This is a genomic window from Citrobacter amalonaticus (genome assembly GCF_002918555.1).
GTDB lineage: Bacteria > Pseudomonadota > Gammaproteobacteria > Enterobacterales > Enterobacteriaceae > Citrobacter_C > Citrobacter_C amalonaticus_A.
The window spans coordinates 512867-530847 of record NZ_PQMB01000001.1 but is presented as its reverse complement, the minus strand read 5'-3'; the positions used below and the strand labels follow the sequence as shown (position 1 = coordinate 530847).

Annotated in this window: 17 protein-coding genes, 1 pseudogene and 1 riboswitch; of the genes and pseudogenes, 13 read left to right on the top strand and 5 right to left on the bottom strand. The window is 52.4% G+C overall.

The features are described 5' to 3' along the window. The first annotated feature begins 234 nt into the window (after nt 1–234). Nucleotides 235–1344: an iron-sulfur cluster carrier protein ApbC gene (gene apbC / locus C3432_RS02690; RefSeq protein ID WP_103775141.1), complete on the top strand. Its 1110-nt coding sequence runs from the start codon at nt 235–237 to the stop codon at nt 1342–1344. A 107-nt stretch (nt 1345–1451) separates the two neighbouring features. Continuing rightward, nucleotides 1452–1658: pseudogene (locus C3432_RS02685) on the top strand (fimbria/pilus outer membrane usher protein); the annotation flags it as partial. A 513-nt stretch (nt 1659–2171) separates the two neighbouring features. Here C3432_RS02685 and rcnB read toward each other — a convergent pair. Further along, nucleotides 2172–2510 carry a Ni(II)/Co(II) efflux transporter accessory subunit RcnB gene (gene rcnB / locus C3432_RS02680; protein WP_181012863.1) on the bottom strand — a complete coding sequence of 113 codons (339 nt, stop codon included), beginning with the start codon at nt 2508–2510 and terminating at the stop codon, nt 2172–2174. 442 nt (nt 2511–2952) lie between these two features. Beyond that, a riboswitch (TPP riboswitch) is annotated at nt 2953–3050 on the top strand. Nucleotides 3051–3081: 31 nt separating this feature from the next. Here rcnB and thiM point away from each other — a divergent pair. The 3 genes from thiM to C3432_RS02665 all read left to right on the top strand — a co-directional run bounded on the left by thiM (nt 3082) and on the right by C3432_RS02665 (nt 5577). Next, a complete protein-coding gene (gene thiM / locus C3432_RS02675) occupies nt 3082–3870 on the top strand; it encodes a hydroxyethylthiazole kinase (protein ID WP_103775140.1) in 789 nt (262 codons plus the stop codon). After that, nucleotides 3867–4667 (top strand): bifunctional hydroxymethylpyrimidine kinase/phosphomethylpyrimidine kinase, encoded by an 801-nt coding sequence (thiD, locus tag C3432_RS02670; RefSeq protein ID WP_103775139.1) that lies wholly within the window; start codon nt 3867–3869, stop codon nt 4665–4667. Before thiM ends, thiD begins: the two co-directional genes overlap by 4 nt. Before the next feature lie 163 nt (nt 4668–4830). Beyond that, nucleotides 4831–5577 carry a GntR family transcriptional regulator gene (locus tag C3432_RS02665; RefSeq protein ID WP_103775138.1) on the top strand — a complete coding sequence of 249 codons (747 nt, stop codon included), beginning with the start codon at nt 4831–4833 and terminating at the stop codon, nt 5575–5577. A gap of 56 nt (nt 5578–5633) precedes the next feature. On the opposite strand, the gene C3432_RS02660 is transcribed toward C3432_RS02665, so the two are convergent. Genes C3432_RS02660 through C3432_RS02650 form a run of 3 tightly spaced genes read right to left on the bottom strand, consistent with a single transcriptional unit; the run spans nt 5634 to nt 8898 of the window. Further along, a complete protein-coding gene (locus C3432_RS02660; RefSeq protein WP_103775137.1) occupies nt 5634–6623 on the bottom strand; it encodes a PfkB family carbohydrate kinase in 990 nt (329 codons plus the stop codon). Further along, nucleotides 6620–7624 (bottom strand): ADP-ribosylglycohydrolase family protein, encoded by a 1005-nt coding sequence (locus C3432_RS02655; RefSeq protein ID WP_103775136.1) that lies wholly within the window; start codon nt 7622–7624, stop codon nt 6620–6622. The genes C3432_RS02660 and C3432_RS02655 overlap by 4 nt, the downstream gene beginning before the upstream one ends. Next, nucleotides 7621–8898, bottom strand: a complete 1278-nt coding sequence (locus C3432_RS02650; RefSeq protein WP_103775135.1) for a nucleoside permease — start codon at nt 8896–8898, stop codon at nt 7621–7623. The genes C3432_RS02655 and C3432_RS02650 overlap by 4 nt, the downstream gene beginning before the upstream one ends. 251 nt (nt 8899–9149) lie before the next feature. Here C3432_RS02650 and fbaB point away from each other — a divergent pair, with 251 nt between their 5' ends. From fbaB to C3432_RS02605, 8 genes are all read left to right on the top strand, one after another. After that, complete coding sequence (fbaB, locus tag C3432_RS02645; protein WP_103775134.1) at nt 9150–10202, top strand: class I fructose-bisphosphate aldolase; 1053 nt, start codon at nt 9150–9152, stop codon at nt 10200–10202. A gap of 204 nt (nt 10203–10406) precedes the next feature. Next, the gene (locus C3432_RS02635) at nt 10407–11261 is read left to right on the top strand and encodes a tagatose bisphosphate family class II aldolase (RefSeq protein ID WP_103775132.1); all 855 of its coding nucleotides are present in this window, start codon (nt 10407–10409) and stop codon (nt 11259–11261) included. Between the two features lie 82 nt (nt 11262–11343). Then, nucleotides 11344–12609 carry a tagatose-bisphosphate aldolase subunit GatZ gene (gatZ, locus tag C3432_RS02630; RefSeq protein ID WP_103775131.1) on the top strand — a complete coding sequence of 422 codons (1266 nt, stop codon included), beginning with the start codon at nt 11344–11346 and terminating at the stop codon, nt 12607–12609. A gap of 62 nt (nt 12610–12671) precedes the next feature. Beyond that, nucleotides 12672–13124, top strand: coding sequence for a PTS galactitol transporter subunit IIA (gene gatA / locus C3432_RS02625; protein ID WP_103775619.1), 453 nt, complete (start codon nt 12672–12674; stop codon nt 13122–13124). 189 nt (nt 13125–13313) lie between these two features. After that, the gene (gene gatB / locus C3432_RS02620; RefSeq protein WP_103775130.1) at nt 13314–13598 is read left to right on the top strand and encodes a PTS galactitol transporter subunit IIB; all 285 of its coding nucleotides are present in this window, start codon (nt 13314–13316) and stop codon (nt 13596–13598) included. A gap of 3 nt (nt 13599–13601) precedes the next feature. Further along, nucleotides 13602–14957: a galactitol-specific PTS transporter subunit IIC gene (locus tag C3432_RS02615; protein WP_103775129.1), complete on the top strand. Its 1356-nt coding sequence runs from the start codon at nt 13602–13604 to the stop codon at nt 14955–14957. A gap of 49 nt (nt 14958–15006) precedes the next feature. Further along, nucleotides 15007–16047 (top strand): galactitol-1-phosphate 5-dehydrogenase, encoded by a 1041-nt coding sequence (gene gatD, locus C3432_RS02610; RefSeq protein WP_103775128.1) that lies wholly within the window; start codon nt 15007–15009, stop codon nt 16045–16047. Between the two features lie 169 nt (nt 16048–16216). Further along, nucleotides 16217–16990, top strand: coding sequence for a DeoR/GlpR family DNA-binding transcription regulator (locus tag C3432_RS02605; protein ID WP_219816711.1), 774 nt, complete (start codon nt 16217–16219; stop codon nt 16988–16990). 68 nt (nt 16991–17058) lie between these two features. On the opposite strand, the gene yegS is transcribed toward C3432_RS02605, so the two are convergent. After that, nucleotides 17059–17958, bottom strand: coding sequence for a lipid kinase YegS (gene yegS, locus C3432_RS02600; RefSeq protein WP_103775126.1), 900 nt, complete (start codon nt 17956–17958; stop codon nt 17059–17061). Nucleotides 17959–17981 lie beyond the last annotated feature (23 nt).

Sequence of the window (17981 nt, the reverse complement as noted above, 5' to 3'; positions counted from 1 at the left end):
ACCTGAAAGGGCATAACTACGCCAAGAATTAAGGGCATTAATCCCTGGATTCTCAATAATTCGGGTTGGGCGAACGCTGTTTGCAGCGGCGCCACGGGGACGAGGCCGAAGGCCAGGTAACGCGGCAACGCACCAGCAACTTGAAGTATGACGAGTATAAATGAATAATCGTTACTGCTGGGGTAAACCAGAACCTCATATCGTATTTTTCAGAACTACAAAAAAGGAGTCGGGATGAACCCACAATCCCAGGCCAAAACACCAGAGACCCTGCGCGCGATGGTTGCCGGGACGCTGGCGAATTTTCAGCACCCAACCCTGAAGCATAACCTGACGACGCTGAAAGCGTTGCACCACGTTGCCTGGATGGATGACACCCTGCACGTGGAGTTGACGATGCCGTTCGTCTGGCACAGCGCATTTGAGGTGTTAAAAGAGCAATGTAGCGCCGACCTGCTGCGTATCACCGGGGCAAAAGCCATCGACTGGAAACTGTCGCATAATATCGCCACGCTTAAACGTGTCAAAAACCAGCCTGGTATTAATGGTGTGAAGAACATCATTGCCATCAGCTCCGGCAAGGGCGGCGTGGGTAAATCTTCGACCGCCGTCAACCTGGCGCTGGCGCTGGCGGCAGAGGGCGCAAAGGTTGGGATTCTGGATGCCGATATTTACGGCCCGTCTATCCCAACGATGCTTGGCGCTGAAAACCAGCGACCGACCTCTCCGGACGGTACGCATATGGCGCCGATCGTATCCCACGGTCTGGCGACTAACTCCATTGGTTATCTGGTGACCGATGATAACGCGATGGTCTGGCGTGGTCCGATGGCCAGCAAGGCGCTGATGCAGATGTTGCAGGAGACGCTATGGCCGGATCTGGATTATCTTGTTCTGGATATGCCGCCAGGAACCGGCGATATTCAGCTGACGCTGGCGCAGAATATACCGGTAACCGGGGCCGTCGTGGTGACGACGCCGCAGGATATTGCGCTGATCGATGCTAAAAAAGGCATTGTCATGTTCGAGAAGGTTGACGTCCCTGTTCTGGGGATTGTCGAGAATATGAGTATGCATATTTGTAGCAACTGTGGTCACCATGAGCCGATTTTTGGCACCGGTGGCGCGCAGAAACTGGCTGAGCAGTATCGCACTCAGCTGCTGGGACAAATGCCGCTGCATATTAGCCTGCGTGAAGACCTCGATCGCGGCACGCCGACCGTTATCAGCCGTCCTGATAGCGAATTCACGGCAATTTACCGTGATTTGGCAGACCGTGTCGCAGCGCAGCTTTACTGGCAGGGGGAAGTTATCCCTGGGGAAATTGCTTTCCGCGCTGTCTGAGTCCTCACGCTTCACCGCATTAATGTATATTGATGCGGTGAATATACTTAATTTTTTAAAATTAATTAAACTTCTTTTATTGTTACAGGCAGCTTTCTGAAAAGAAGATGAACCTGTTCAGCCGGCTGTCTGATACTTTCGCGATTATGCAAGCGCCGGGTCTGGAAGGGGCATATGTCAATGAACAAAAATATCGGACCACTAACGCAAAAGGAACCGTGGTTTACGATAATTTGACGCCATATCGTGAAAATCACCTGATGCTGGATGTTTCACAAAGTAAAAGTGAAACCGAATTGCGGGGTAACCGGAAACAAACGACCTGTAAACCGGAAAACCTTGATATTGTCCTGCCCGATATAGCATTATCAGAACTCTCCGCGCCCGGGAAAGTGACAAATAAAAATTCGGCAGAGAGTATTCGGTTACAATGCGATAATCTTTTTGGCGATCGTAAACAGACATCGCGAAAAATGCCTGTTTATCTCTCCAGCAGTAATTTTATTTTACGCGGTAATGAGAATAATGGTGTTGGGTTTATACGGGAGAATGACAATAAAGTTGTGAATATTTCGCGTGTGGCTGAACAGAATACCGCATCAGCGCTATTGAAAGTCGATAAAGTGGGCGGGGAAGTAAATAATAATACCGTCACGATCCCCATCGTTGCCAGTTATTATGTCTACGATAAAAAAAGTCAAACCGGGCAATCCCGGAGCGGTGGCATTAATTTATGTGAAATATGACTAATTAAGAATCCATGCGAGGTTTATTATAATAAAACTAAAAATGTCTGCATTTCCCCCTCCGGAGCGAGGGGGCTTTTTTTAGCGGTGATAAAAAATTTCACCGTCATAAGCTTTAATGATCTGACCGTCAGTATCATTTATCAGCACATAGGCACCGCCCATATAGGTCCAGTGTGTTCCGGCATCCGGTGCCGGCAGATTTCGCAGTTTCCACTGTTTGATAGTGTATTCGTCGGTACGGTACATCTGCGGAACGGTATCTCCGGGTTTAAAATGGGTGAAATCAGCAATAAAGCTGCTTAACTCGTACTGCGATATTCCCGAGGTATTTGCCGAATCCGTGGTGGCTGGCGCCGCCCAGACCGTGCTGGTCGCAAGCAGTAGTGCACTCAGCAATATCTTATTCTTCATACCCATGTTCTCTCCACTTATCCGGGTCATCAAAAAAACAGTCATGTATCATTCCCATCGCATAATACGTCTGACAAGCACAATTTTGTTAGTGTTCCCGTGATTTCGTAAAAAATGTAAACATAAATGTGAGCAAACGGCATCGCGTTGGCTACCCGTCACTGACAACTGAACGTCAGGTAACGGACGCCGCATCCAGCAGAACCCACGGAGGCTGCTGTTTCTGAAGTGTTATATCTGAACATTGAAAATTAACTCCTTCAGAAAGGCTATAAACGGCGATGTTTTATCAGCAATGTCGGAAGTGGACGATCGGGAAACGTTTCTTATCGGGACAAGGATGGCCTGTCGTTTATAGCGGGATGGTTCGAAACTTCTTGCGTCCGGGTTCCAGGCATGGTTAAACTAATTTATTACAAACATCTCCATGTAAATGTTTGTTTTTATGTGATTTGACTCGGGGTGCCCCTTTTAAGTAAGGGCTGAGACATACCCGTATTACCTGATCTGGATAATGCCAGCGTAGGGAAGTCTGACACTGCTCGTGTCCCTTCTTCGCGCGGGCAGGAGCTTAATTATGCAGCCTGACCTGCACAGTCGCGCACTCGCGACACATGCCTTGCAACAATTTCGCACGCTCTCCCCGCTAACTCACTGTATGACTAACGATGTCGTACAAAGCTTTACAGCGAATACCCTGCTGGCTCTGGGGGCTTCGCCCGCCATGGTGGTTGAACCTGAAGAGGCCGCTCAGTTCGTCGGGATGGCCAACGCCCTGCTAATCAACGTCGGGACACTCACCGCTGGGCGCGCCCGGTCGATGCGCCAGGCCGTGGAGCGGGCGTATTCTGTCCACACGCCCTGGACGCTCGATCCGGTCGCCGTTGGAGCGCTCGATTTCCGCCGCCACTTCTGTCTGGAACTGCTGGCATTTCAACCGACCGCAATACGCGGTAACGCCTCAGAAATCCTTGCGCTGGCGGGCATGTCAGCCGGAGGCAGAGGTGTTGATACGACCGACACGGTGACGGCAGCCTTACCCGCCGCACAGGCGCTTGCGCGTCAGGTGGGAACCGTCGTGGCCGTTACCGGAGAGGTGGATTACGTGACGGACGGGCAACGGACCGTCAGCATTGCGGGAGGCGATCCGTTAATGACCCGTGTGGTGGGCACCGGATGCGCGCTGTCGGCCGTTGTAGCCGCAAGCTGCGCAATTCCCGGAAATACGCTGGATAACGTGGCCTCAGCCTGTAGCTGGATGAAACAGGCCGGACTGCGGGCAACCGAAGACAGCAAGGGGCCGGGCAGCTTTATTCCGGCTTTTCTTGATGCGCTTTACAACCTGGACAGAGAGGTGGCGGCATGACGCGGATTAACGCATTAACCATTGCAGGTACCGATCCGAGCGGTGGGGCAGGCATTCAGGCGGATCTGAAAACCTTTTCAGCGCTGGGAGCCTATGGATGCTCTGTCATCACCGCGCTGGTCGCGCAAAATACGCGTGGCGTGCAGTCTGTGTATCGCATTGAACCTGACTTTGTTGCCGCTCAGCTTGATTCCGTTTTCAGCGACGTTCGCATCGATACCACCAAGATAGGTATGCTGGCGGAAACAGATATTGTGGAAGCTGTAGCAGAGCGGTTGCAGCGTCACCGGGTGCAAAATGTGGTACTCGATACGGTCATGCTGGCGAAAAGCGGTGATCCGCTGCTTTCTCCGTCTGCGGTTGAAACGTTGCGAAGCCGTTTGTTGCCGCTGGTTTCGATCATCACCCCTAATTTACCGGAGGCCGCGGCGCTGCTGAACGCGCCTCATGCCCGTACGGAAAAAGAGATGTTAGCGCAGGGCCGTGAGCTTTTGACAATGGGATGTGGCGCGGTGCTGATGAAAGGCGGTCATCTGGATGATGCACACAGCCCGGACTGGCTGTTTACCCGTGAGGGAGAACAGCGTTTTACGGCACCGAGAGTGATGACCAAAAACACTCACGGTACCGGGTGTACATTATCAGCCGCGCTGGCGGCACTGCGTCCACGACATTCGAACTGGGCTGACGCCGTACAGGAGGCGAAAATGTGGTTATCCGCCGCATTGTCCCAGGCAGATACGCTGGAGGTTGGGCAGGGGATTGGACCTGTCCATCATTTCCACGCGTGGTGGTAATTCCTCTTATTCTTTAACGCGGTCTTTTTGCGAATTGCAGATGCTATTCAGCCCTGTCACGTATGCATTGTACGCCCCGGGGCTTATTCGCCTGCCGCGGCGATGCATGTCGAATGATTTTGCGTATATACTGGTTGTAGTCTTGCAGTCAGGAAAAATACTCATGGAACAAGCACATACCCGGCTTATCGCGCAACTGAACGAACGTATTTCTGCGGGTGATAATACGCCGCTTTATATTAAGTTTGCCGAGACGGTAAAGAATGCCGTGCGCAGTGGGAGCCTTGAGCATGGCAATATTTTGCCCGGCGAGCGTGACCTGAGCCAGCTGACCGGCGTTTCGCGTATTACAGTGCGTAAAGCGATGCAGGCGCTGGAAGAGGAGGGCGTCGTTACTCGCGCCCGGGGCTACGGTACGCAGATCAACAATATCTTCGAATATTCGCTCAAAGAGGCGCGGGGTTTTTCTCAGCAGGTTGTTTTGCGGGGGAAAAAGCCGGATACCCTGTGGGTTAACAAACGGGTAGTGAAGTGCCCGGATGAGGTGGCGGAGCAGCTGGCCGTCGACGCAGGAAGCGACGTTTTTCTGCTCAAGCGCATTCGTTATGTCGATGAAGATGCGGTGTCGATTGAAGAGTCGTGGGTTCCGGCGCATCTCATTCATGATGCGGATGCCATCGGCATCTCGCTGTACGACTATTTCCGCAGTCAGAATATTAACCCACAGCGCACACGCTCTCGCGTCAGTGCGCGGATGCCGGATGCCGAGTTCCAGTCACATATTCAGATGGACAATAAAGTGCCGGTACTGGTGATCAAGCAGGTGGCGCTTGACCAGCAGCAACGACCCATTGAGTACAGCATCAGCTATTGCCGCAGCGACCTGTACGTTTTCGTGTGCGAAGAGTAGCTGGCGGTTAAGCTCAGAGGCAATCAGGCTGGTGGCGCTTGACCACCAGCAACGGCTTATTGAGTACGTGTCGCGGCGACCTGTATGTCTCCGTGTGCGAAGAGTAGCTCCTCGCGAAACGGCGCGCAGTCGCCGCCGCGATGTCCCACCACCCAGGATGCCACTGCATTTCCCAGCAGAACGGCGTCCTCGAGTGACCAGCCAGACGCCAGTCCGGCCAGCATCCCACCAGCGTGACTGTCTCCTGCACCGATAGTATCGACCACCGTTGTGGGGAATGCGGGAACGCAGCCCGACGCCTGAGCACTGAAATACCATGCGCCGTCTTTGTCGTGGCGCACCACTACCGGTGCCGAGAACCGTTTCACCCACTGCGGACCAAACTGTTCCACGTCGCGGCTTAAGCCGAAGCGTTCGGCAGCAATTTCAGCCTCCTGACGATTGAGCGAGACCAGCGGCTGGCAGGCCATGATGCGTGTCATCATGGCCTCCGGAATATCGCCGATCCGCGGACCAAAATCGATGAACGGCGTGACCTCGTTCAGCCCTTCCAGCCACTGCACCAGCAGCTCGCCACACGGTGAAGCAAGCTGATAACCGCAAAAATAGATGAAGCTGCGGGGCGGAACCACCAGCTGTGCCAGCCAGTCGGTGTTCCACTGATTTTCTACACCGCTGAAGGACATAAACGTTCGCTCGCCGTCCGGCTCCACCAGAGCCAGACACCAGCCGTTATCCCCTTCGGCGTTATCAATCAGGCTCTGTAATCCCTCTTTCGCCATGCGGTTACGGATGATATCTGCCCATACGCCCTGACCAAGCGGCAGCGCATTGCTGGCCTCAATACCAAGGCGTTTCAGCGCCACGGCGATGTTCAACGCGCAGCCGCCGACGTTGACACCCTGCTGCTTAAGCTCGATATCGCAGCCGCGCCAGGGCAGGGCGTAAGCATCGGCAATCACGTCGATGACCGCAGCGCCAACCACCGTCACCGGCTGGCGGGTCGTCAGTATTGGCAACAGATCGGGTAAACGTGAAGCGCTCATAAGACCTCCCGTTGCTCGCGCAGGCGCGCCAGCGCGGTAGCATAGCGTGTGAAATCAAGCGCGTTCACGGTATCCAGCTCCTGTTTTAAGGCCGGATCGATGGCACGAATGCCGTGCAATGCGCCACAAATCGCGGTCGCCATCGCCCCGATAGTATCGGTATCCCCGCCGAGGTTGGCGCAGAGGATGGCGCAGCGGTTGGGGTCCGTTTGCGCCAGTTCAACCATGGCGATAGCGCAGGCAACTGACTCGATGGTGCTGGTCCCCGCGCCGACCACCTGATACAGCTGTTCGCTGGCCGTTTCGACTCCGTCTGCATTGCGCACAATTTTGAGGGCGATCTCAAGACGTGCCGAAAGCGAAGCGCTGAAGGTGGTGATCCGCTTTTGCTGTGCGTGCAGGGCGATGGCCGGCAGTGAATCCACTATCTCTGACCAGGCATCGCCGTCGATAGCGCGAGAAATGGCCCATGCCACCACGACGGCACCCGCGACAGCCAGATCCGATTTGTGCGTTGGGCTGGAGGCGAGGGCCACATCGTCGATGAAGGTGTCCACACAGCGTGCCGGGAGCAGGCATCCCAGCGGCGAGACGCGCATTGCAGCTCCGTTGGTCACGCCGTTATTCTCCAGTTCCGCAACCGGTCTACCGTCGCGAATGGCGTTAAGCGCGATCTTCGACGTTGGTCCAAGAACGTTTTTATTGAAGGCGTCAAAACGCAGCGCCCAGTCCAGAATATTACGACCAATCAGGTCTGGGTCAATCTCGCCTTCGCGCTCCAGCAAGGCATCGGCCAGACAGAGCGCCATTGAGGTGTCATCAGTAAACTCCGCGCGGTCAAAGTAGCAGGCCGCATTATTCTCTTTTGGCCCCGGCAGAAAGCGGTCAATCCAGCCAAAGTGTGCCTTGACGCGGGATCGAGGCCACAGTTCCGATGGCATCCCCATCGCATCCCCTAACGCCTGCCCGTAAAGAGCACCGAGAATACGTTCTGCTTTCATTTTACTTCCCCTTGTGTCAACGCAGAATCGCGATCGTCCACGTTAATTGCAGCGATCTCTTTGTCAGATTCGCGAAAGAAAATCATAAACAACACGGCAATCACGGCGATCATCACCGCCCCGAATGTCCACATGCCTGCCCAGTTGAAGGTAAGACCATTAACCGGCTCTTTATAAGCAAACATTTTTTCCATCATCACCCCGCCAAGACGGTAACCCAGCAGACTACCGAACCCCTGGCAGCAGAGGGTAATAAGCCCTTGTGCCGCAGTACGCATATGCACAGGTGCTTTTTTGTCGACATAGATATAGGCCGTGACGTAATAGAAGTCGTAGCTGACGCCGTGCAGCAAAATCCCCAGGAACAGCAGGGCGTAAGTGAAGTATTCTTCCGCTCCGCCAAAGATAAAGAAGCCGTAACGGATCGCTGCGGTGATAAGACCAAGTAACAATACCTTTTTGATACCAAAACGTTTGGTGAAGAACGGCAAAGCCAGCATAAAGAAAATTTCAGAGAACTGGCCGAGAGTCATCCAGCCGGTTGCATTTTTCATGCCGACTTCTGTCAGGTAACCATTGGCGAAGATGTAATAAAACGCCAGCGGCATAGCGAACAGAAACGAGCAGAAGAAAAAGACGAGGAAGTTCTTATCACGCAGGAGGATCAGCGCGTCCAGCCCCAGCATCACTTTGATATCCATCTTGCCGGTACTTTTTGGCGGCGTGTCCGGCAAAAAGAAGGCAAATACGCCCAACAGCGCAGAGCTGCCTGCGGTAATCAATAGCGGGATATTGGTCGGTGAGATGTCGTTATAGCCCAACATCTGCGGCAGAAATCCGCAGGCAAGACCGGAGGCAATCCAGCCGATAGTACCCATGACGCGAATGCGCGGGAAATCGCGCTCAACGTCCGGCACGTTGGCGAAAGCAATGCTGTTGGTCAGCGCGATGGTTGGCATATAGGTGAGTGAATAGGCCAGCAACAGCGGGAAGAATCCGGCGAACGTGGTTTGCAGCGCGGCGAAATACATCAGCACGGCGCCGGCGAACATCAGCACCGCCAGGACTTTTTGCGCCGAGAAAAAGCGGTCGGTCAGCGAGCCAACGAGGATCGGTGAAAGGATGGCGGCGATGGCGGTACAGGCGTAGGACCAGCCGATCTCGCCTGCGCTAAAGCCACTTTTACTCAGCCAGAGCCATAGCGGAACAAACCATGCGCCCCAGATAAACCATTCAACGAACATCATGAACGACAGTTTCACTGTAGTTTTCATCTTTAAATCCTTCATGACAGGTAAGGTATGTCACGACAGTACTACTTAATAATACCTTTTAAATACCTTTAAGGTGAAATCTTGACCGGTGTAACACTTTTTTGTCAGTGAATCGTGCCAGCAGAGAGCGCTGAAAAGTGCGCTAAACCTGGAAAAAAGGGGCGGTCGGTACCAGGCTTATTGCTGCCCGCAAAAGCGGGTCAGGACAATTCACATTCCGGTTTTCAAGCGGAAATTACGGGAGCATAGCTATGACTGATATTGCGCAGTTGCTTGGCAAAGACGCCGACAGCCTTTTACAGCATCGTTGTATGACCATTCCTTCTGACCAGCTCTACCTTCCCGGACATGACTACGTTGATCGTGTGATGATCGATAATAACCGTCCGCCGACGGTACTGCGTAATATGCAGACGTTGTATAACACGGGCCGTCTGGGGGGAACAGGTTATCTGTCCATTCTGCCCGTTGATCAGGGGGTGGAACACTCCGCGGGTGCCTCATTTGCGGCAAATCCACTCTATTTTGATCCGAAGAATATTGTCGAACTGGCCATTGAAGCGGGCTGTAACTGTGTGGCTTCCACCTACGGGGTGCTGGCATCAGTATCCCGTCGCTACGCGCACCGCATTCCTTTCCTGATGAAACTCAACCACAACGAAACCCTGAGCTATCCCAATACGTTCGACCAGACGTTGTATGCAAGCGTCGAACAGGCGTTTAATCTTGGCGCGGTGGCGGTAGGGGCGACTATCTATTTTGGCTCGGAAGAGTCTCGCCGCCAGATAGAGGAGATCTCCGCTGCTTTTGAGCGGGCGCACGAACTGGGGATGGTTACCGTATTATGGGCGTATCTGCGTAATCCGGCGTTTAAAAAAGACGGCGTGGATTACCACGTATCTGCCGATCTGACCGGGCAGGCTAACCATCTGGCGGCGACGATTGGCGCTGACATTGTCAAACAGAAAATGGCGGAAAATAACGGCGGCTACAAAGCGGTTAATTTCGGTTATACCGACGATCGGGTGTACAGCAAACTGACCAGCGAGAATCCTATCGATCTGGTGCGCTACCAGTTAGCCAACTGCTACATGGGCCGTGCCGGGCTGATCAACTCGGGAGGTGCCGCAGGCGGAGAAACTGACCTCAGCGATGCGGTGCGTACCGCGGTTATCAACAAGCGTGCGGGCGGCATGGGGTTGATTCTTGGGCGCAAGGCCTTCAAAAAATCGATGTCCGAAGGTGTGAAATTAATTAATGCCGTTCAGGATGTCTATCTGGACAGCAAAGTCACTATCGCCTGACCGCATTCCTCTCCATCCCCAGCGGCTTCCCGAAACGGAAGCCGTTTTTTTTGCCCTTATCCGCATCTGCGCTCATGCGTTTTCCTTTCTGAAGCACGCCACTTTTTTCGCATGTTCATTTTTATGATCGAAATCACGACATTTATAAACAAATGCTTTCAATATATTTTGAATTCGAAAGTAATCGATAGGATATGAAAGTTTATGTATGTGATATCGACAAACCAGATGCTTAAGCAAGCACAGCGTGGCAGATATGCCGTCCCGGCGTTCAATATTCACAACTTAGAAACCATGCAGGTGGTGGCGGAAACCGCAGCCCGACTCCGTGCGCCCGTTATTATTGCGGGAACCCCCGGCACCTTCAGGCATGCCGGAACCGCAAATCTGGTCGCGCTGGCCGCCGCAATGGCAAGGCATTTCCATCACCCTCTGGCTATTCATCTCGACCACCACACCGACCATGAAGATATTGCACAGAAGGTTTGCCAGGGCGTGCGCTCAGTCATGATCGATGCGTCATCCCTGGCCTATCAGCTCAACGTGGCGATCGTGAAAAAGGTCGTGGCGTTTTGCCATTGCTATGACGTCAGCGTTGAAGCTGAGCTCGGTCAGCTTGGAGGGCAGGAGGACGATCTGTACGTCGACAGCGGGGAGGCTTTATACACATCGCCTTCACAGGCCGGCGACTTTGCGCTGGCGACCGGCATTGATTCGCTGGCCGTGGCGATTGGCACTGCTCATGGAATGTATGCGGCAGCACCGGCGCTTGATTTTGGTCGCCTTGATGCGATTCGCGAGCGGGTTAGCGTGCCGCTGGTACTGCATGGCGCTTCGGGGTTGTCATCAGAAGCCATTCGTAAAGCGGTTGATTCAGGGATCTGCAAGGTCAATGTTGCCACGGAATTAAAAAACGCGTTTTCGTCCTCTCTGAAAGGTTATTTACAGGATAACCCGCAGGCCACCGATCCCAGGGACTATCTGCAACCCGCCAAACAGGCCATGACGGCGGTGGTGGAAAAAGTTATTGCAGATTGCGGCTGCGAGGGGAAGGCGTAAGCGCCGTTTAAAACGACGTCGTCGCGTTGTCCCGCAACGCGGATTATTTAGAGTCTCTGTTTAATTTAACAAGGAAAAAATGATGAAAGAACTTATTGCGCGTCATAAAGCGGGTGAGCACATTGGGATCTGCTCCGTGTGTTCAGCCCATCCCCTGGTGATCGAAGCTGCGCTGACATTTGATCTTGTCAGTTCCCGCAACGTGCTCATTGAAGCAACTTCCAACCAGGTAAACCAGTTTGGCGGCTATACCGGGATGACGCCTGCGGATTTTCGCGATTTTGTCTACGCGATTGCGGATAAAGTGGGTTTTGCGCGTGAACGGATAATTCTTGGGGGCGATCATCTTGGCCCTAACTGCTGGCAAAATGAAGGCGCTGAGTCGGCGATGGAAAAGTCTGTCGATCTGGTGAAAGCGTATGTGGCCGCGGGTTTTTGCAAAATTCATCTGGATGCTTCGATGTCTTGTCTGGGCGACCCGGTTCCGCTGGCTCCTGAAACCGTTGCGCAACGTGCCGCCATACTGTGCAAAGCGGCAGAGGAGGTCGCGACAAACGCGCACCGGGAGCAACTCACTTACATCATTGGTACCGAAGTGCCGGTACCCGGCGGTGAGTCCAGTTCAATTGACGCCGTTCATGTCACCCGTGCGGAAGATGCGGCAAATACATTGCGTACGCATCAGAAAGCGTTTATCGCAGCCGGGTTAGCTGAGGCGTTATCCCGGGTCATTGCCATTGTTGTACAGCCTGGCGTGGAGTTTGATCACAGCAAGGTTATCCATTATGTCCCACAGGCCGCCCTTGAACTTTCTGCCTGGATCGAAGGGACAAAAATGGTATTCGAAGCGCATTCAACGGATTATCAAACGCGAGACGCCTACCGGTCATTAGTTCGCGATCATTTTGCCATTCTGAAAACAGGACCTGCGCTAACGTTCGCTTTACGCGAAGCGATTTTTGCACTGGCGAAAATTGAAAATGAGCTTATTGCCCCGGAACACCGCAGCGGCAGTCTGGAGGTAATTGATGAAGTGATGTTGAATGAGCCTCAGTACTGGAAAAAATATTATCATCCGCTGTTCAGCGAATCGTTACGCGATATTCATTACAGCCTTTCGGATCGCATTCGTTATTACTGGCCGCATAGTCGCATTAAGCAGTGTATGGATACGATGATTACCCGGCTGAATGACGTTGATATCCCCCTGGGGATGCTTAGCCAATATCTGCCTAAACAATTTGAACGTGTTCTGGCGGGAGAGTTACAGAAGACGCCTCATGCACTGATTACCGACAAGATTTATGACGTATTACGTGCTTATCGTTATGGATGTACGCTTGACTAAAACAAGGCTGCGCTGAAACGCGACCAGCAACTTGAAGTATGACGAGTATAATCGAGATGCTTATGACTCATTTATTTATTCGTACCGGAATAACCTTTGCCGATCGTACGGCGGTATTAACGCATATTGGCGATGAAATGCTGAAAATGAACGTCGTACATGAAACGTATCCTGCTGCGCTTATTGCGCGGGAAGCGCGTTATCCAACCGGTATTATGCTGGATAACTATGCGGTTGCGATCCCTCATTGTGAAGCGATTCACGCCAGGTCACCGGCTATTTATCTGATAAGGACAGAGACACCGGTCTACTTTCAACAGGCGGATGATGACAATGAAGTCGCAGTCTCTTTAATTATCGCACTCATTGTTGAAAATCCGACGGAACAATTAACATTATTACGATGTTTGTTTGGCAAACTACAACAAACGGAGGTGGTTGAAACCCTGATTACATTACCAGAAAAAGAATTACTGACGTACTTCAGAGACAATGTTTTACTTACTGATAAATAGAACATCTACCTTCAATATATACACAAAATTATTCAGGAAGCATCAGGGCAGCAGGTGAGGACTGAAGGACGAAATATATCTACTCGTCATACTTCAGATTGCGGACGCATTCTCTTTGTAATCCGGGCCTCACCCTGCGTTGCCGCCTTACCGCAACCTGAATTATTTAAAGTATAAAAAGGAATTTCCATGAAACGCAAAATAATAGTTGCCTGCGGCGGGGCGGTTGCCACTTCGACGATGGCCGCAGAAGAGATAAAAGAGTTATGTCGTGCCCACGGTATTGATATTGATCTTATCCAGTGTCGGGTAAATGAAATTGAAACCTATATGGATGGCGCTCATCTCATTTGTACTACCGCAAGGGTTGATCGCGCGTTTGGCGATATTCCATTAGTACACGGGATGCCATTTATTTCTGGTGTGGGCATAGAAGCATTACAGAATAAAATTCTGGATATCTTACAGGGGTGAGCTATGTTTTCGGACGTAATGCGCTATATCCTCGATCTCGGCCCAACGGTCATGTTGCCAATCGTGATCATCATTTTCTCAAAACTGTTGGGAATGAAAATCGGGGACTGTTTTAAATCCGGGCTGCATATCGGGATTGGGTTTGTGGGGATTGGGCTGGTTATTGGCCTGATGCTGGACTCCATCGGCCCGGCAGCAAAGGCGATGGCGGAAAATTTTGACCTTAATCTTCATGTTGTGGATATCGGTTGGCCTGGCTCTTCGCCGATGACCTGGGCGTCGCAGATTGCCCTGATCGCCATACCTGTGGCAATTGGTGTGAATATTCTCATGCTCGTGACCCGCATGACGCGAGTGGTTAATGTCGATATCTGGAATATCTGGCATATGACCTTCACCGGCGCAATGCTCCATCTTGCTACCGGCTCTTATTTGGTGGGTATTCTCGGTGTCGTTATTCATGCCGCCTTTGTATACAAGCTGGGTGACTGGTTTGCCCGCGATACGCGGGATTATTTTGAACTTGATGGTATTGCCATTCCGCACGGTAGCTCGGCATATCTTGGCCCGATAGCCGTGCTGGTGGATGCCATTATCGAAAAAATACCCGGCGTTAACCGGATTAAGTTCAGCGCCGATGATATCCAGCGTAAGTTTGGTCCGTTCGGTGAACCTGTTACCGTGGGTTTTGTGATGGGGCTGATCATCGGGGTTCTTGCAGGGTATGACGCTAAGGGCGTTTTGCAACTGGCGGTTAAAACGGCAGCGGTGATGCTGCTTATGCCTCGCGTGATTAAACCGATAATGGATGGACTGACGCCGATTGCTAAACAGGCGCGAAGCCGCTTGCAGGCGAAATTTGGCGGCCAGGAGTTCTTAATTGGTCTCGATCCGGCCCTGCTGCTGGGCCATACCGCCGTTGTTTCTGCCAGCCTGATTTTTATTCCCTTGACCATTCTGATTGCGGTCTGCGTGCCGGGTAACCAGGTATTGCCCTTTGGCGATCTGGCGACCATCGGTTTCTTTGTCGCAATGGCGGTCGGTGTGCATCGGGGCAATCTGTTCCGTACGTTGATATCGGGCATTATCATCATGAGCATGACGCTGTGGATTGCAACGCAAACCATCGGCCTGCATACACAACTGGCGGCAAATGCCGGTACGCTGAAAGCCGGGGGGATGGTCGCATCGCTGGATCAGGGCGGCTCTCCGGTAACCTGGTTATTAATTCAGATATTTTCACCGCAAAATATTCCCGGCTTTATCATCATCGGCGCAATTTATCTGGTCGGAATTCTGATGACCTGGCGGCGTGCCCGTGGCTTTATTGCGCAAGAGAAAATGACTACCGCAAAATAATCGTTAAATAAGGGGGAAAGTCTCCCCCTTAATATCTCAGGAGTTGTCAATGAAATCAGTTGTTAATGATACTGACGGCATCGTTCGCCTTGAAGAACGGCCCATGCCTGAAATTAACCACGAGGATGATGTGCTGGTTAAAATCGCCAGCTCAGGAGTCTGTGGTTCCGATCTCCCGCGCTTATTTAAAAACGGGGCTCATTATTATCCCATAACGCTGGGGCACGAATTCAGCGGGACTGTCGAAAAACTGGGGGCGGGTGTGACAGATTTACACGCTGGTGATGCCGTTGCCTGCGTTCCGCTATTACCCTGTTTTGAATGTTCTGAATGCCAGAAAGGTTTTTACTCACTTTGCGTGAAATATGATTTTATCGGCTCACGGCGGGATGGCGGATTTGCTGAATATATCGTGGTTAATCGCAAAAATTTATTTGTCCTGCCCCCTGATATGCCGATTGAAGAGGGCGCTTTTATTGAGCCCATCACCGTGGGATTACATGCCTTTCACCTCGCGCAGGGCTGTAAGGATAAAAACGTGATTATTGTCGGGGCCGGAACCATCGGTCTGCTGGCTGTGCAATGTGCCGCGGCGTTGGGGGCGCGAAGCGTGACGGCGATTGATATCAATCCCGAAAAGCTCACGCTGGCGAAGTCACTGGGCGCAACGCACACCTGGAATTCCCGGGAACAGGCCGTCAGTGAGATCCAGGCGGGATTGCATGAAATACGTTTCGATCAGCTGATTCTGGAAACGGCCGGCGTGCCGCAAACGGTATCGCTTGCCGTCGAACTGGCGGGACCTCATGCGCAACTGGCGCTGGTGGGCACGTTACATCAGGATCTGAATCTGAGTCCGACCACGTTTGGTAAAATCCTGCGTAAAGAGTTAACCCTCATCGGTAGCTGGATGAACTACTCTCAGCCCTGGCCGGGCGTGGAGTGGGAGACGGCGACGCAATTACTGGCCGGGCGTCGGTTAAACCTTGAGCCGCTGATCGCTCATCAGGGTGGGTTTGAAAGTTTTGTGCAGGAGATACAGGAGATCGCGCACAATCCGATGCCAGGCAAGGTACTCCTTATTCCGTAACGGTTCGGGCCGGTATCACGCCGGCCCTGCACTCGTCATCGTTCAGGTTGTGGGTGCGTTGGCTATCTTGTGACCCGAACTCTTCAGGGTAGCCAAAACAAACCATTCATCATTCACCATTAGCCTCCCTTCGTTTACACTATGCGCAATTGAAAATGGGTAAATCACAATGAATTCATTCGAACGAAGGAACAAGATTATTCAGCAGGTGAACGAACAGGGCACGGTGCTGGTTCAGGATCTTTCGAACATTTACTCCACCTCTGAAGCGACGATCCGCGCCGATTTGCGCTTTCTTGAAAAAAAAGGGGTAGTGACGCGCTTTCACGGCGGGGCCGCAAAAATAACGACCGGCAATGTCGAGACGGAAATGCAGGAGATCGGGTTTAAGGAGCGGTTTCAGTTAGCCAGTGCGCCAAAAAACAGAATTGCCCAGGCCGCGTTAAAAATGATCAATGAAGGGATGACCATCATTCTCGACAGCGGCAGTACAACGATGCTAATTGCTGAAGAGTTAATGACGGCAAAAAATATCACCGTTATTACGAATAGTCTGCCCGCGGCCTTTGCGTTATCAGAAAATAAAGATATTACCCTGGTTGTGTGTGGCGGAACGGTACGCCATAAAACGCGTTCCATGCATGGGGCTATTGCTGAACGCTCTTTGCAGGATATTAATGCCGATATCATGTTTGTTGGCGCTGATGGTATTGATGCGGTTAATGGTATAACCACGTTCAACGAAGGGTATTCCATCAGCGGCGCTATGGTTTGCGCCGCGAATAACGTTGTTGCGGTTCTGGATTCGACCAAATTTAACCGTCGCGGGTACAACCAGGTTCTGCCAATAGAGAAGATTGATTGCGTTATTACGGATGACGCGATTAGCGAGCGGGATAAAGCGTCGTTAATAAATACGCATATCCAGTTAATTGTCGTTTAATTCGCGGCAATCTGCGTGACTCCCGCGAAAGCGCGCGGGAGAGCGGGATGAATAGTATGACGAGGGGATTAACGCAGCAGCGGGCAGTCCGGGGGTAACCGACAGCGCAGCGCGGCGGGCAGGATCTCGATATGAAATGACTGTCCGCTTAGCGGCTCCCCGTCCAGATTGAAGGTGATCTCATGTGGAGCCTGAATATCAAACCATGATGAAGCCCCGTCGATAATATTGGGGTTTTCCTCCTGCGGTTTCAGGCTGGAAAACAGCGCGGGCAGAAGTTCTTCGCCGGTAAAAATGCGTAATTGCAGCAATCCATCATTGATCAACGCCTCCGGGCAGAGCTGCTGACCTCCTCCGGCCTGGCGCCCATTCCCAATGCCAATCACCAGCGCATCACCTTGCCAGTGAAAGTTCTCGCCGCGGATTTCACAGCGGTCAGGTTTCAGGGTGTCCATCCGCATTAATCCGTGGATCAAATAGGAGACGCCGCCCAGGGCAGCTTTCAGTTTTTCAGGCGTTTCGGTGGTGATCCGTGTTCCAAAACCCCCCGTTGCCATATTGATAAAGCAGGTTTTATCGTTGACCTGAGCCATATCAATCTCAACGGCGTTTCCGGCAATGGCAAGCTTCAGAGCCTTATCCAGCTCCTGCGGAATACCTGCGCTGGTGGCGAAATCATTAGCGGTGCCGAGCGGCAGAATGCCGAGAGCTGGAACAGACTCCCCCTGGCACAGAATCAGCGCTGCGGAGACTTCGTTAATGGTACCGTCACCACCCCCCGCAATGATCGTCGCAACGCCAAGCTGGCGCGCCTCATCAACGTAGCGTCGGGCATCGCCTTTTTCCCAGGTGACACGCACGTGAATCTCCATCCCCTCATCGCGCAAAAGCGTGATGGCATCGCGCAGGGGTTGGTTATCGGTACTTTTGCCATTCAGAATCAGTAAGCTGGCGGGGAAATTAGCCATCCTTCTATGCCTTTATGTTTTTG